Genomic DNA, 14,673 nt, shown 5'->3' on the forward strand with positions numbered 1-14,673 from the left:
ATTTCTAAAGCACAAAGAGGCTGAAATCTTTTTCCCTATTGCTGTAAGATCTTTCTCCGCTTATGTATTCCATTTTTTTCCACGTGCAAAATAGACAGCTGCACCGGGACAGAATATAGCGGCCGCCGCCAGCAGAACTCCGAAATTTTTACTCTTTTTCTCCTCCTGTTTTTCTACGGGTTCTCCTTTTGCATCAAACTCTGCCAGCCCTTGTACTCCAGATAAATCCAGTTCTTCCCTCTCTTTTTCCACTATGGGTGTCTTTGTTTCTTCTCCGGGGGCATTTACGTTTTCAGGATCATCCGTGTGATCTGCAGACTGGGCAGCAGCTGCTTCATCGTTTTTTTCCTTTTTACCTGCTGCTGTTTCTATGCTGTCCTTTTTTTCTCCTTCCACTGCGCTTTTGGAAGAATCCAGCTCTTTTTTTTCATCTGCTGCAGCAGGTACTGTACTAAGGTTTGCAGTTTGCTGTCCGTCTCCAGCCGAAACTTCTTTATTGGCTTCTGTTTTTATGTTTGCCGCCGCCACTTCATTCTCTACCGGTTCTTTTTTTTCGCTCTTAGAAGGGGAAATTTCTGAAACTCCCGTTAATGTTTCTACTACAGCAGGCATTTTCCCCGTTTCATTTTTGCTGCTTCCCCCTGACTTTTTGCTATTCCCTGTGAAGGTACCATCATCGGCCTTTACGGATGTGCTATCAAAGGATACAAAATAGGTTACATTCCGCTTCATCGGTGCCACAAAAAAAGTTGCATTGATGCGCAAATCCATTGACGGAATCTCCACCCGGTAGTCCCTGGTATCTGCTTCCTTGTTCTCTCCTACCACCGTATGGGAAACTGCTTTATAATTTTTTCCCTCTCCTTTTTTTTCCTGTACTTTAAACTGTATATTGTCAATATAGGAAACCATTTTAATCCTCAGGGTGATATAGTGTTTCCCCCCCTTGAGTTCATAAAGGGTTGCGGGATAGGTCATATTTCTTGCCATCGCCTCTCCGATCGAAGTATCCGTACCGCCGTCATCGGTTTTTCCGGTATCCGGATTTACATAGGAGGTAGTATTGGAAATCATATAAATACCATCCTCCAGTGCAAATGCATTCACACCTGTCATCCCTAAAATTACAGCTATAGCCATCAAAAAACTAAAGATTCTTTTTTTCAAGTGAACCACACTCCTCTATTCTTATTTGCTGTCGAAGAAATCATCTATTCACGGATAATCATCCAGTATTTTCAATTTAAGTTTTTACCCTCATTTTATCAAAATACGCTATCATTTCTGCCGTTTCTCTCCATATGATATATTCACCGCATTTCTAACATAAGAAATGCGGTGAATAAGCATCCATTACTTTTACTGCATTATTGCTTTTGCATTTTATTCTTCTGTATCTTCTTGAATCTCTTTTTCAATCTCTGCATCAGCAGGCCCTTCCAAAACATCCAATACCTTCGCAATCAGCATGGCAGCTTCCGCTCTGGTAGCTGTTCCCCGGGGCTCAAACCGGTTATTGGTCTTTCCGGACATCAGGCCTGATTGCTTCATTAGACGAACACTGTCCTTTGCCCACGGACTAATGAAAGCTTCATCTTCAAAATCTGCTTCCGGACTTTCTGAAAGTTTTATTTCTTCTAATCGGATTCCTGCAAATCTTGCATAATTTACAAACATAACTGCCAATTCCTCACGGGTAATCGGACGGTCCGGTCCAAACTGATCTTCTCCAATTCCTTTTACAATCCCTGCGTCCACAGCCCATTCCACAAATTTTGCGTAGTACTGCTCCGGATTTACATCTTTAAAGGAATCGGCTTCATAATCCTCAACCGCCGCACCATGAAACTTGCCCAAAACAGTCACCAACATTCCCCTGGTCATAAAACGATCGGGGCTGAAGGTATCTTCACTTGTCCCTATAAAGATTCCCTTGCGCACCACTTGTTGAATAAACTTTTCAGCCCAGTGTCCCTGAATATCTGTAAAAACAATTTCTTCTTCCGGCTCTTCTTCCTGGAGTACAGGCACTAAAACCTCTTCAATCTTTTCAAAGATAACACTTATCCGGGCTTCTTTTTCTACTTTCTCAAAAGTATAGGTTTCTACTGCACCTACAGACTTATCGTCCACCAAAACATCTTTAATCTGATATCCTTCATCTGCCCGGATGGTAAAGGTTTGATCGCTGCCTTTAATGACTTTGACTTCTCCCTCCGGATCTATCGATCCGCCTTCCCCTGCAGTTGCTGTAATTGTGATTTCTTTCACTGTATTTGCAATTGAGGACGGATCATTCATTTTTCCGCCTTCTTGAAGGGAATTTACATTAAACACCAGCCGGAATATCGGCTTCAGGGGCATTACCGCAGGAACGGACACCTGCATATACTGCGGTTTTGTAATGGACTCCACTGGGAACCGGGCAGTAATGGTGTTGCTTCCCTCATCATAGCTCCAGCTGGCTTCCACATATGAACCGGCTTTATTTTTATACTTAATCTCTTTTACTTCTTTCAACGGTATGTATTCCGTTCCCTTCAGCAGCATGGTAACTTCCATAGCGCCGCTGTATACGCTTAAACCAAGCCGGCCCCATATCAGCTCATCGCACATAGATAGTTCCTCTGAATTTTCCTTCAGTGCTTTTGCATTCAGTGTATAGCTTCCATCCGGTAAATTCTCCGGGTCCAGCTTTGGATTTCCAGTTCCGCCGCCTGCCTCTGTTTTCTCTGTGATTGCGATTAGATATACACTTAAATGGTCTGTATAAAACACTGCTTTTTTAGCTGCCATATCAAAGCTTGCCTGCATATCCTCTAATTTATTAGCCTCAGCGTTGTAATAGTACAGCTTTACTGCTTCTGCTTTGGAGATCGCCTCGGTTTACTCATCGATTAGCTGAATGGCTACTTTGATCCTGTTCTTCAATTCATGGACATCTTCTAAAACTCCGTTAGAAAAAACTTTCTGCAGCTTTAAATCAAAATCTTCCAGAATAGAATCCTTTGAGGCCAGTACCGATTGCATATCGTTTTTAATGGCTCCTGAAACGGCTTCTTTTACAACCCGAACACCTAACACATTTGGAGCACTCAACTGCTCTTTCAACAGCTTTACCGGAAGGATCACTGTGTATTGGTTAAACTTTACAGCGATGATCTCCTCTTCTCCTAGATTTTCGATATCCTGCAGTTCTATTACTGCCGCTTCACCCTGCGACACAATTTCCTTTGCAGGAATTCCTTCTAAATTCGGCTCCTTTGGCCCTTCAGGGTCTGCATCTCCAATTTTCTCGATGGTTGACGCATCAAAATTCAACCGGATCGTTTGTATAGAAGTCGTATACATTGCAAGTCTTGGCATATCCAGGGTACTGATTTCAAATCTGAAGGCCTGGCTTTCTTCTTCCGGGTTGACAGTCCCTTTCAATCCGGTACCTATAACCGGCGTTCCCACCGGCTCCGGCCAAACTTCCTTTACACTTTCACCCGTAACAACTTGACCATAGAGCGTTGTTTTTATAAACTTAATCGTTGCGTAAATTTTCCCGCCGACTACCTCCAGGGCAGCTTCTTTCTCCAGCATGCCTGCCATCATGGAAGCGGCATCATTGGTTGCATGCCAAGCCCTCACGTCTATTTTGTATTTTCCGTCTGCCAGGGCTTCTTCAGCAGGATTTATTGTAATCACCTGCTCAACGGTCTTCCCGCTTCCGGCATGGGTAATCATTATTTTTATATCTTCTTCTGCAAGAACTGCTTCGTTTGCAGGCGTCGTTGTGATGCCTTTGCTTCCGAAATCTGCAAATGTTATATCTTCTGTCGATCCATTATCTTTTTTCAAGGTTACTGCCAGTCCTGTAAGATTTAGTTTCTCTCCCGCTGTATAAGTTGTTTTTGTTGGTGCCGTCTTAACAGCGATTTCTGTCACAGCCGCTTCCGTACTGTCAGGTTCAATGGATGATTGATCAAAGTTCAACCGGATGGTTTGCGTGGAATTCATTGGGGCACCCACAAACATTGCAAGTCTTGGCATATCCAGGGTACTAATTTCAAATCTGAAGGTCTGGCTTTCTTCTGCCGGGTTGACAGTCCCCTTTACGCCTGTACCTACAACCGGCGTTCCTGTAGGCTCCGGCCAAACTTCCTGTACCGATTCTCCTGTAACAGGTATATTCATGATCGCTGCTTTTACAAACTTGATGGTTGCATAGATTTTCCCGCCGGCTACCTCCAGGACAGCTTCTTTCTCCAGCATGCCTGCCATCATGGAAGCGGCATCATTGGTTGCATTCCAAGCTCTCACGTCTATTTTGTATTTTCCGTCTGCCAGGACTTCTTCAGCAGGATTTACTGCGATCAGCTGCTCAACGGACTTTCCGCTTGCAGTATGTATAATAGTTATCTTTGTATCTTCTTTTGCAAGCATTGTTCCGTTTGCGGGATCTGTTGTTATTTCCCTGCTTTCAAAATCTTCAAATGCCACATCTTCTGTCGATGCATCATCTTTTTTCAAGGTTACTGTCAATCCCGTAAGATCCAGTTCCTCTCCTGCTGTATAAGTGGTTTTTGCCGGCGGCGCTTGTATGTTTATATCTATCACCGCCTCCACTTGCATGATCCCAACCTGTGCCAACTGCATCCCAATGCTTTCCGGTGCTTCTGGCGGCAGGCCGGCTTCTTCTTCCGGCGTTTCAACTTCTATCTCGCCAGTCTGTTCTTCCGGCACTTCATGTTCTACCTCTTCTTCCGGCACTTCACTTTCTGCTTCGCCGAACTCTTCTTCCGGTGCTTCATGTTCTGTCCCGCCAGCCTCTTCTTCCGGCGCTTCATCTCCTACCTCGCCGGACTCTTCTTCCGATGCTTCATGTTCTGTCCCGCCAGAGGCTTCTTCCGATTCCTCATGGTCTGACAACTCAGCCCCATCCTGTTCTCCTTGTACGAAAAGTTCAGTATCCACTGCGAAAGCTGCAGCAGGAATCATGGTTAATACCATCACGAACACCAGCCACGCACTCAAAAGTCTCTTCATCATCACCACTCTCCCTTTTTACATTTTAGAGTTAGTCACAGCTAACTATACAAATGTACCATGTTGCTTTCTCAGTGTCAACCTACTTGAATACATTCCGTATTCAGGATTACCATTTGATAATTTTTCTCAAATTCACTTGATAATATTTCTCAAATTCGTTTACAATTCAATTTATTAAAGATATGATAAAGATATAAAACTTTACATAAAACATATTTTAATGAGGTGAATGTATTGTGATGAAATATATCCAAGCCCTTCAAAATGTTTCTTTGTTCGATGAGATGTCCATAGATGAAATCTCCTTAACCTTATCCAGTATGGATACCTTCATCAAGAAACATGGTAAAAGAGATTGTATATGTCTTCAAAACGAGGCCTTCTCCAGAATCGGCATTATTCTGAAGGGAAAAGTACAAGTAATTAGAAGGCACATAACCGATGATATCGCCTCCATACATACACTGGATACCTTTGATACTTTCGGTGAAGATATTATATGTTCAGGCCGTACAGCTACCCCTTACAGCATTGAGGCGGTTGAGGAATCTACGCTGTTGTATATTGACGGTACAAGGCTTTTTATTATGGATAAACAGAATAGCAGCTACAGGGGCAAATTCTTTAAAAATATTATTAAAACCGTAGCAAACCGAAGTTTTTTGCTGAATGCCCAGGTAGATTACATCCGTATCCTTTCCCTTCGCAAGCGTGTTGCCGTTTTGTTGCTCGATCACTACTATAACAATGGTCAAAATTTGTTCACCATTGAATTCAGCAGAGCTGAAATGGCAAAATATCTCAATGCCACACGCCCTGCCGTCTCAAAAATACTTGCAGAATTTAAAAAAGAGGGTATGATTGATTACTATAGAAACTCTTTTAAAATCTGCGATGTCGATAGATTATCAAAACAGTGAACTCGTTCCGGCAAGCTGAAACATCGAGGAATCAGGTGGAGAGTCTACTCCACCTGATTTAAAATTCCCACCTGCGCTAACGCTTAGAGGCGGGGGCTTTACCCTAAAAAAATCAAGATAAAACTCGGAGGATTTTTTATGAAAATCATTTATTTGATCATAGGAATGATATCTCTTACATTGGGTGTTATAGGTATTTTTCTGCCGATTCTTCCCACAACTCCTTTTTTACTCCTTACCTCTTTTTGCTTTGCAAAGGGATCTGAAAGGTTTCATCGCTGGTTTACCGGTACTTCGATTTACAAAAACCATTTGGATGACTTCGTACAGAACAGAGCAATGTCCTTGCGGACAAAATTTTCCATACTGATTCCCGCATCCCTTATGCTGCTTTTCCCTCTGATTTTAGTGGATCATACAGCCATGCGATTGTTTATCGGTTTCTTATATCTTTGCAAGTATTATTATTTTATTTTCAAAATTAAAACAATCTAGTACCCCGTCGCAGCTAAAACTTGAGTTATTCCCTGAGGAAAATTTTCATAGAGCAAGGCGGAGGAGGAAGCAATATCGAGCAATATTACGACCGACGACAACGCAGCTATATGGAAATTTAACCAGGGATAACCTAGAATTTAATTGCGATGGGGTACTAGCCAAGGACTAAGGAGGTATTCCATTTCCCATGATGAATAAAAAGCTTATCAGTCTGGTACCTGACAGTATGAAATTTATTGTGCTTACGGTATTGGCAAATTGGATCAGTTTATTGTTTCATATCGCATCTGTTTTTTCGATCGCTTATTTGATTGAAAGTTTATTCCATGGCACCATTACTGCTGTGGATATGCTGGTTGTTTTCACACTCATCGCTGTGTCCATAGGCATCAGGTATGCTGCAATTATCAAGTCCACTGCCTATTCCCATATTGCAAGCTGTGAAGTGAAAAATAAATTGCGCACACTGATCTATAATAAATTGTTAAACCTGGGAATCAGTTATGATGAAAAGCTGTCTACCTCCCATATTGTTCAAATATCCGGTGAAGGGGTTGAACAAATTGAGGTTTATTTCAGCAAGTACTTACCGCAGCTTTTTTACAGCATTCTGGCACCCCTAACACTTTTTTCCATTTTATCTTTCATCCATCTCAGGGTCTCTCTTGTTTTACTGGTTTGTGTGCCCCTCATTCCGCTTTCAATTATTGCGGTCAATAAAATCAGCAAGAGACTCTTCCATAAATATTGGTCCTCTTATACGGATCTGGGCGATGGCTTTATCGATAATCTTGGCGGTCTTGTTACGCTGAAGATCTATCAGGATGATGCCTATTACAATGACAAAATGAACGAAAACGCAGAAAATTTCAGAAAAATAACCATGAGCGTGCTAAGAATGCAGCTCAATTCTGTAACATTAATGGACCTTATTGCCTATGGAGGGGCTGCCGTAGGCATCATTTTTACGCTCATGGCCTTTAGCCGCCAAGCAATTACTTTATCCCAGGCTGTCACTTTTATTCTGCTGGCCAGTGAATTTTTTATTCCACTCCGCCTTCTTGGCTCTTTTTTTCATATTGCCATGAACGGAATGGCTGCAGCCGAAAAAATCATGAATCTGTTAGCCCTTGATACAGGTATGGAAAAAGGAAGGGATCAAGCTTTTATCAATGGAGATATTGAAATTTCAAATCTAAGCTTTGGCTATACCCCAGAAATAGAAGTGCTTAAAGATATTTCACTTCACATTCCTCAAAACTCCTTTATTTCAATTGTAGGGGAATCCGGATGCGGCAAGTCCACCATTGCTGCTCTTTTAATGGGATTTCATAAGAATTTTAATGGTTCGATCAAAATCAACCATACACCGGTCACAGCCTATACCGAGAAATCTATTATGCAAAACATGTGCATCATCCGGCATCAAAACTATCTTTTCAAGGGTACTGTTAGGGAAAATCTCCTAATAGCCAATAAAGAAGCTACGGATACAGACCTTTATCATGTCTTAAAAAAAGTAAATCTATATGATTTTATTATGACCAGGGGAGGTCTTGATTTTATATTGCATGAAAATGCCTCTAACCTTTCAGGCGGCCAGGTGCAAAGACTTGCCCTCGCCAGGGCACTTTTACACGATGCAAGCATCTACATATTTGACGAGGCCACCTCAAACATTGATATCGAAAGCGAAAATACCATTCATAAAATTATCATGGAATTATCCGGCGTCAAGACCGTTATCCTTATTTCCCATCGTCTTGCAAATGTTGTAGCCAGTGACACTATTTTTGTCTTAAAAGAGGGGCGCCTTGTAGAGCAGGGGGACCACCATGAACTTCTGCAGCGGGCCGGAACCTACAGCAAATTATATACAAAACAAAAAGCTTTAGAAGATCTTTATACGGGAGGGACTCATTGTGCGTAGAAGCGGAATCAGCATTATGGCAAGACTCATTATCTTCGTAAAACCTTTTACCGGTATCATGATGATTACCATTTTGATGGGAACCTTAGGATTTCTTGCGGCAACGGGCATTACCCTATTGGGGATTATAGGCGTCATAAATATTCTCAATCTCTCTGTGGCAAAGTGGTCCTTCTCCCTTTCACAAATAGCCCTTTTACTTTTAGTTTTTGCTGTTTCCCGGGGAATCTTGCGTTATTTAGAGCAATCCGCAGGCCACTATATTGCTTTTAAGTTGCTTGCATTTATCCGGGATAAAGTATTCAAAACCCTTAGAAGGCTTTCCCCTGCTAAACTGGATGGAAAGGACAGCGGTCAGCTGGTGGCGCTTATTACTTCAGACATAGAACTTTTAGAAGTATTTTATGCCCATACCATCTCTCCTATCGTGATTGCGGTCAGTACCTGTACGGTCATGTTATTCATCATCTATAAGGCTGCTCCGCTGCTTACATTGGTTGCAGCTGCCGCCTATAGTACAATTGGTTTCATAATCCCTGTCTTTACCGCTAAGTCCGCCCGGGAGCATGGACGGATATACCGTGAGCAGGTTGGCGATATGAATTCCTACTTTCTGGAGTCCTTGCGCGGTATGCGGGAAGTGATTCTTTTTGATGAGGGAGAACACCGTCAAAAAGTTATTCATCAGAAGAGCATGGAAGCCAATAAAAGTGCCGAAAACCTAAAAACTCACGAAGGCCGTACACGGGCTATAACAGAATCAGCCATTTTAGTGTTTTCTGCATTAATGCTTTTTTCAGGGGTTGAGCTAACGCGTCAAGGCCTGATCCCCTTTTCCGGCTTTTTAATTTCTCTTCTTTGCCTGATGAGCTCCTACGGACCTGTGGTGGCACTTAGCAGCTTATCCAACAACCTGCTTCAGACTTTCGCCAGCGGTGAACGGGTTTTATCATTGTTAGAAGAAAAAGAGGCAATTAAAGAGGTTACCACTGGAACTTCCGTTGGAGACACCCATATATCCATCCGGAAAGTGGACTTTGCTTATGACGATGAACTTATTTTAGATCATCTAAGTATGGAATTAAATAAAAATCAAATCATTGGTATATCAGGAAAAAGCGGCAGCGGTAAATCTACGCTTTTAAAACTGCTGATGCGTTTTTATGATCCTCAGGCCGGCATGATTGAAATGGGTAAAAAAACACTCAAAACGATTAATACCTCCAGCCTAAGAAATACCATTGCCTACGTAACCCAGGATACCTATTTGTTTAATGATACCATTCTTGAAAACCTGCGTATTGCAAAGCGAAGCGCCACAATGGATGAAATCATAGCCGCCTGCAAAAAAGCAAACATTTATGATTTTATTATGCAGCTTCCAAATACCTTTCACAGTAAAGTAGGAGAATTAGGCGATCATCTGTCGGGGGGAGAACGTCAAAGAATTGGTTTGGCAAGAGCTTTTTTGCATCCCAGCAAAATCATTCTATTGGATGAACCCACCAGTAATCTCGACAGCTTAAATGAGAATATTATTTTAAAGTCCCTTAAAGAGCATAGTCAAAATAAGACCATTATCCTGGTCAGCCACAGACCCTCTACCATGAGCATCGCAGACAAAATTTATTCCTTTGAAAACAGGAGGGCATCTTAAATGGGTCGAATTGCACAGGAAAAGCGTATCATGATGTGTATGATCAAAGTGTATTGCGCTAAAAATCATCATCAAAAGCAGCTTTGCGGAGAATGTCAGGAGCTTCAGGACTACGCACTAAAACGGTTGGAACACTGCAGATACGGCGAAAGGAAATCTTTCTGCAATCAATGTCCCACCCATTGTTATCAGAAACTCCGCAAAGAGCAAATCAAAAGAGTTATGCGCTTTAGCGGACCCAGAATGATTTTTTATCACCCGGTCATTGCTTTCAGGCATTTCTTCTCTAAGTAAACCTTAAAATAAAGGGACACATCCTGAATTCCCAGGCTGTGTCCCTTCTCTATCCGATCATCAATCCGCCGATAATCTCCTCTACAGACTTAATCGAATGCTGCAGCATATATTGCTCAATACCTTCTACGATCTCCACCATACTATTAGGATTGGTAAAATTGGCGGTGCCCACTTGGATGGCACTGGCTCCTGCCAGCAGGTACTCTATCGCATCTTCCCAATTTTGGATACCGCCACCCCCTATAACCGGTATTTTTATCTTCTGGGCTGTCTGCCAAACCATTCTTAAGGATATAGGCTTTATGGCAGGTCCTGAAAGCCCTCCAATGATATTGCCCAGCTTTGGCTTTTTGCTTTTTATATCAATGGCCATTCCTAAAAATGTATTGGTTAAAGCCACCGCATCTGCCCCTGCTTCCTCGGCAGCTTTTGCAATCACAGTAATATCTTCCACATTCGGTGTCAATTTAGGTATAATAACTTTCCCTGTCAAAGCTTTAACTTCTTTTACAATTTGATAGGTTGCTCCACTGTTCATTCCGAAAGCTTTTCCCCCGGCTTCTAGATTTGGGCAGGATATGTTCAGCTCTATAGCCGCAATCCCATCCAAACCCTCCAACCGTTCTACCATTCTTTTAAATTCATCAACACTGTAGGCGGATATACTGACAATCATAGGCATTGCATAAGGCATATAAAAGGGAAGTATTTCCTCTATAAAATAATCCAGGCCTTTATTTTGTATTCCTACTGCATTTAGCATTCCACCTGTTGTTTCCGCTACCCGGGGCGGTTTATTTCCCTGTCTGGGATGCAGGGTTACACTCTTTGGAAGGATCGCTCCGATTTTTTTTATATCACACAATTTGCAGGTTTCCACCCCAAAGGTTCCGGAGGCCGGCATGACCGGATTTTGCAACGTAAGACTTCCAAGCTTTACCCTCAAATCTGGTTTCTGCATTATAATACAACCTCCTCAATGGCAAAAACAGGGCCGTCCTTGCACACTGTCCTGTATCCGTTTTTTGTTTCACATACACATCCATAGCAAATCCCTATTCCACATGCCATTCTCTCCTCTAGAGAAACATAGGCCGGTATATTGTATTTTCTGCTTATACCCCGTACCAGCCTCCCTACTCGATTAGATCCACAGGTAAAGATTTGTCCAATCCCATAGCGGTTTACTGCCTCTTCCAAAAGCTGTGTTACATTCTCCGGACCGCTGGTATTTTCTTGATCATTCACACCAATAACGTCACATCCAATATCTGATAAAAGCTTTCTGGAAATGATTGCATTGTCTGTACGCCCACTCAAGATAGCCGTAACATGGATGCCTAATTTCCTTGCCTTCTCAGCAATTGAGACAACAGATGCAATACCCACACCTCTGCCGATAATACAGATTGCCTTTACTCCTGCTGCAAGCTCATAGCATCTGCCCCCTGGCCCTAATAAATCTATTTCATTTCCCGGTCTTAGTGTTTTGATGATTTCCGTTCCTTTACCTTTTACGATATATACAAATTCTATGATTCCTTCGGTTTCATCAAATCTGTAAATACTAAAGGGTCTCCTTAGAAGCGGATCTGCCAGAGTGCCGCACCGGATATAGATAATCTGTCCTTCCTTCACTTCCTTTGCTAATCCTGCGCATTGTATTTTTATATGATAGTACATTTCTGCAATACAGTCATTCGCCAAGACGATTCCTCTATACAAATGCATATTCCCTTTTCCTCCTACCAGTCTTGTACGTATTGCTCTACGCCATCAACCATTGTACAAACAGCTTTTCCACGCAGCTTCAAGCCATGGAATGGCATATTCCGCGCTTTTGAATGCATTTTATTCTCGTCTACAATCCACTCCTTATGCATGTCTATAATTGTAATATCTGCAGTACTTCCCTTTGCCAAAGTGCCTCTGGGAATATTCAACAGCTTTGCCGGTAGACAACTCATTCGCTCTATTAAAGATGCTAAGGACATCCCCCGTTGATGGACCAATACGGTTAATGCAATTCCCAGTGCTGTTTCCAAACCGATAATTCCATTTGCAGCATGCACCAGATCTTGATTCTTATCTGCTTCTGTGTGGGGAGCATGATCGGTAGCAATCACATCGATCGTCCCTTCTAATAGGCCCATAATAATTGCTTCTGCATCTTCTCTGGTTCGAAGAGGAGGACTCATTTTCGCTTTGGTTCCATATTTTAAGATGGCTTCATCCCATAGCAGGAAATGATGAGGTGCAGCTTCACAGCTAACCTGAACGCCTCTTTTTTTAGCTTCGCGAACCAGTTCTACCCCCCTCTTCGTCGAAATATGCTGAATATGAAGACGCCCGCCAGTGGTTTCTGCCAGCATTAAATCTCTCTGTATAATAATTTCTTCCGCAATAGCCGGGATTCCCAACAAATTGAGTTGTTCAGAAACCTCTCCCCTATGTATCGACCGGTCATATACCAAATGAATATCTTCACAATGCACACTTACCAACAGGTCTAATGCTTTGGCCGCTTCCATCGCCTCAAGCATCACACCGGCATCCATGACCGTTTTCCCATCATCGGTAATCCCAACAATTCCTCCATCTTTCAATGCCGCATAAGGGCTCTTTTCTTTGCCGTCAAGGTTTTTTGTAATACTCCCCATCATAAGAACATTGCAGGCCGCTCCTAATGCCTTACCTTTAATAAATTCTACGGTTTTGCGGTTGTCTATAACGGGATTGGTATTCGGCATACATACAACGGTGCTAAATCCTCCTGCTACTGCAGCCATTGCCCCCGTCTCTATGGTTTCCTTCTGTTCAAATCCCGGTTCCCGAAAATGAACATGCATATCAATCAGGCCTGGTGTCACGTACTTTCCCCGGGCATCAATTACATCACATCCCGGTTCATCTATATCCTTTTCCAGTTTTTCAATTCTCCCCTCTTCTATGAATATATCCATGGGTTCATCAATATTTTGGGAAGGATCTACCAGCCAACCTCCCTTAATTAATTTTCTCATGTGAATCCCCTTTCTATCATCATCTAATTCTATACGTCCGCTTCCTTTTCTAAGTTCAAGTCCTCATCTTTTTGTGCCAATGTAAGGATTGTTTCGTATAGAAGACTTAACCCGTTTTCAATATCCCTGGCTTCTACACGTTCTTTTTTGTTATGGCTGATTCCATCTACGCAGGGTACAAATATTAAAGCGGTGGGAAGAATTTTAGCTATATTCATGGCATCATGGCCCGCGCCGCTAGCCATTTGCTTATGACTAAGTCCCAATCGCCGGCAGTTCTCCTTAACCGCTTCCATCATTCTTTTATTTAAAAGTACAGGCTTTTCTTGGCTGATAATCTTTACAATCTGCTGTACTTGTCTTTTTTTACAGATCTCCTCTACTTTTTGGACAATATCCGTTACAGCACGCATCATACTCATGATATCAATTCCTCGAATATCCACATAGAGGTCTACTTCACCGGGAACAACATTCATTGCTCCTGGAAAAACTCTACAAATTCCAGTGGTTGTAACGGTTTGATGGACAGATTCTTCTATCCCCTTTTTTTCAATTTCCAGAATAATTTCTGCAGCTGCTGTCAAAGCATCTTTCCGCATTTTCATAGGGCAGGCTCCAGAATGAGCCTCTTCTCCCAATAAGTTCAGTTGAAACCGGATGGGGGCAGCGATTGCTTCAACCACACCAATATCGATGGATTCTCTATATAGAACCGGTCCTTGTTCTATATGCATCTCAACAAAGGCCTTATATTGAGATGGGTCTATTTTTATTTTTTCTACTTCATCCGGAAAATAACCTTTTTTCAGAAGCACATCGTAAAGTGACTTTCCCTGCTGGTCGATGCAATTTTTCAGACTGGATGGATTTAATTCTCCGGTCAGTGCCTTACTTCCAACAGTGGACAAATTAAAACGGCTGGATTCCTCAATTGAAAAGACTACCACTTCGATAGGATGATCATGCTCCAATTCTCTTTCCTGAATAAGCTGCAGCACTTCAACGGCAGTCATGACCCCTAATAAACCGTCATATCTCCCGCCATTGGGAACCGTATCCAGGTGAGAGCCGCATAGGACTGCCGGCAAGGTAGGATCTAGCCCTTCTTTTCTAGCCCAAATATTCCCAATCTCATCTTCCCAAATCTTTAATCCTATACTGCTGCATATCTCCTTAAATAACCTCCTGGCCTTCATATCGCCATCGGTTAATGCCAATCGGTTAACCCCCTCTTCCTGCGTTGTCTCTATCCCATTAATCTGGTCTATGGTTCTTTGTAGCCGAGATATATCCAGCTTCATAATAGCC

The 14,673-nt window shown here is 42.4% G+C and carries 12 protein-coding genes; 5 read left to right on the forward strand and 7 right to left on the reverse strand.

What is annotated here, in order from left to right:
* Positions 1 to 60: 60 nt before the first annotated feature.
* The 3 genes from Gferi_RS09820 to Gferi_RS09830 form a co-directional block, all read right to left on the reverse strand.
* Complete coding sequence (locus Gferi_RS09820) at positions 61 to 1,167, reverse strand: heme-binding Shp domain-containing protein (RefSeq protein WP_069975959.1); 1,107 nt, start codon at positions 1,165 to 1,167, stop codon at positions 61 to 63.
* Positions 1,168 to 1,383: 216 nt separating this feature from the next.
* Positions 1,384 to 2,796, reverse strand: a complete 1,413-nt coding sequence (locus Gferi_RS09825) for an S-layer homology domain-containing protein (RefSeq protein ID WP_169832979.1) — start codon at positions 2,794 to 2,796, stop codon at positions 1,384 to 1,386.
* 90 nt (positions 2,797 to 2,886) lie between these two features.
* Complete coding sequence (locus tag Gferi_RS09830; RefSeq protein WP_069975963.1) at positions 2,887 to 5,037, reverse strand: NEAT domain-containing protein; 2,151 nt, start codon at positions 5,035 to 5,037, stop codon at positions 2,887 to 2,889.
* A 239-nt stretch (positions 5,038 to 5,276) separates the two neighbouring features.
* Between Gferi_RS09830 and Gferi_RS09835 the strand changes: the two genes are divergently transcribed.
* The 5 genes from Gferi_RS09835 to Gferi_RS09855 all read left to right on the forward strand — a co-directional run bounded on the left by Gferi_RS09835 (position 5,277) and on the right by Gferi_RS09855 (position 10,336).
* Complete coding sequence (locus Gferi_RS09835) at positions 5,277 to 5,957, forward strand: Crp/Fnr family transcriptional regulator (protein ID WP_236932757.1); 681 nt, start codon at positions 5,277 to 5,279, stop codon at positions 5,955 to 5,957.
* Between the two features lie 138 nt (positions 5,958 to 6,095).
* A complete protein-coding gene (locus Gferi_RS09840; RefSeq protein WP_069975967.1) occupies positions 6,096 to 6,452 on the forward strand; it encodes a YbaN family protein in 357 nt (118 codons plus the stop codon).
* Positions 6,453 to 6,642: 190 nt separating this feature from the next.
* A complete protein-coding gene (locus Gferi_RS09845; RefSeq protein WP_069975969.1) occupies positions 6,643 to 8,385 on the forward strand; it encodes an ABC transporter ATP-binding protein/permease in 1,743 nt (580 codons plus the stop codon).
* A complete protein-coding gene (locus Gferi_RS09850; RefSeq protein ID WP_069975970.1) occupies positions 8,378 to 10,042 on the forward strand; it encodes an amino acid ABC transporter ATP-binding/permease protein in 1,665 nt (554 codons plus the stop codon). The genes Gferi_RS09845 and Gferi_RS09850 overlap by 8 nt, the downstream gene beginning before the upstream one ends.
* A complete protein-coding gene (locus Gferi_RS09855; protein ID WP_069975971.1) occupies positions 10,043 to 10,336 on the forward strand; it encodes a nitrous oxide-stimulated promoter family protein in 294 nt (97 codons plus the stop codon).
* Positions 10,337 to 10,385: 49 nt separating this feature from the next.
* On the opposite strand, the gene Gferi_RS09860 is transcribed toward Gferi_RS09855, so the two are convergent.
* Genes Gferi_RS09860 through Gferi_RS09875 form a run of 4 tightly spaced genes read right to left on the reverse strand, consistent with a single transcriptional unit; the run spans position 10,386 to position 14,666 of the window.
* Positions 10,386 to 11,300: a dihydroorotate dehydrogenase gene (locus Gferi_RS09860; protein ID WP_069975973.1), complete on the reverse strand. Its 915-nt coding sequence runs from the start codon at positions 11,298 to 11,300 to the stop codon at positions 10,386 to 10,388.
* Positions 11,300 to 12,070: a dihydroorotate dehydrogenase electron transfer subunit gene (locus Gferi_RS09865; protein ID WP_069975976.1), complete on the reverse strand. Its 771-nt coding sequence runs from the start codon at positions 12,068 to 12,070 to the stop codon at positions 11,300 to 11,302. The genes Gferi_RS09860 and Gferi_RS09865 overlap by 1 nt, the downstream gene beginning before the upstream one ends.
* Positions 12,071 to 12,084: 14 nt before the next feature.
* Complete coding sequence (locus Gferi_RS09870) at positions 12,085 to 13,362, reverse strand: dihydroorotase (protein WP_069975978.1); 1,278 nt, start codon at positions 13,360 to 13,362, stop codon at positions 12,085 to 12,087.
* Between the two features lie 29 nt (positions 13,363 to 13,391).
* A complete protein-coding gene (locus Gferi_RS09875) occupies positions 13,392 to 14,666 on the reverse strand; it encodes a Zn-dependent hydrolase (protein ID WP_069975980.1) in 1,275 nt (424 codons plus the stop codon).
* Positions 14,667 to 14,673 lie beyond the last annotated feature (7 nt).

Source organism: Geosporobacter ferrireducens (genome assembly GCF_001750685.1).
In the GTDB taxonomy this organism is placed as follows: domain Bacteria; phylum Bacillota; class Clostridia; order Peptostreptococcales; family Thermotaleaceae; genus Geosporobacter; species Geosporobacter ferrireducens.

Excerpts from the sequence above, each read along its gene's own strand:
- Gferi_RS09840 (WP_069975967.1), top strand. The coding sequence starts at position 6,096 with ATGAAAATCATTTATTTGATCATAGGAATGATATCTCTTACATTGGGT.
- Gferi_RS09845 (WP_069975969.1), top strand. The coding sequence starts at position 6,643 with ATGATGAATAAAAAGCTTATCAGTCTGGTACCTGACAGTATGAAATTT.
- Gferi_RS09870 (WP_069975978.1), bottom strand. The coding sequence starts at position 13,362 with ATGAGAAAATTAATTAAGGGAGGTTGGCTGGTAGATCCTTCCCAAAAT.
- Gferi_RS09875 (WP_069975980.1), bottom strand. The coding sequence starts at position 14,666 with ATGAAGCTGGATATATCTCGGCTACAAAGAACCATAGACCAGATTAAT.
- Gferi_RS09860 (WP_069975973.1), bottom strand. The coding sequence starts at position 11,300 with ATGCAGAAACCAGATTTGAGGGTAAAGCTTGGAAGTCTTACGTTGCAA.
- Gferi_RS09835 (WP_236932757.1), top strand. The coding sequence starts at position 5,277 with ATGAAATATATCCAAGCCCTTCAAAATGTTTCTTTGTTCGATGAGATG.
- Gferi_RS09855 (WP_069975971.1), top strand. The coding sequence starts at position 10,043 with ATGGGTCGAATTGCACAGGAAAAGCGTATCATGATGTGTATGATCAAA.
- Gferi_RS09825 (WP_169832979.1), bottom strand. The coding sequence starts at position 2,796 with ATGGCAGCTAAAAAAGCAGTGTTTTATACAGACCATTTAAGTGTATAT.
- Gferi_RS09865 (WP_069975976.1), bottom strand. The coding sequence starts at position 12,070 with ATGCATTTGTATAGAGGAATCGTCTTGGCGAATGACTGTATTGCAGAA.
- Gferi_RS09830 (WP_069975963.1), bottom strand. The coding sequence starts at position 5,037 with ATGATGAAGAGACTTTTGAGTGCGTGGCTGGTGTTCGTGATGGTATTA.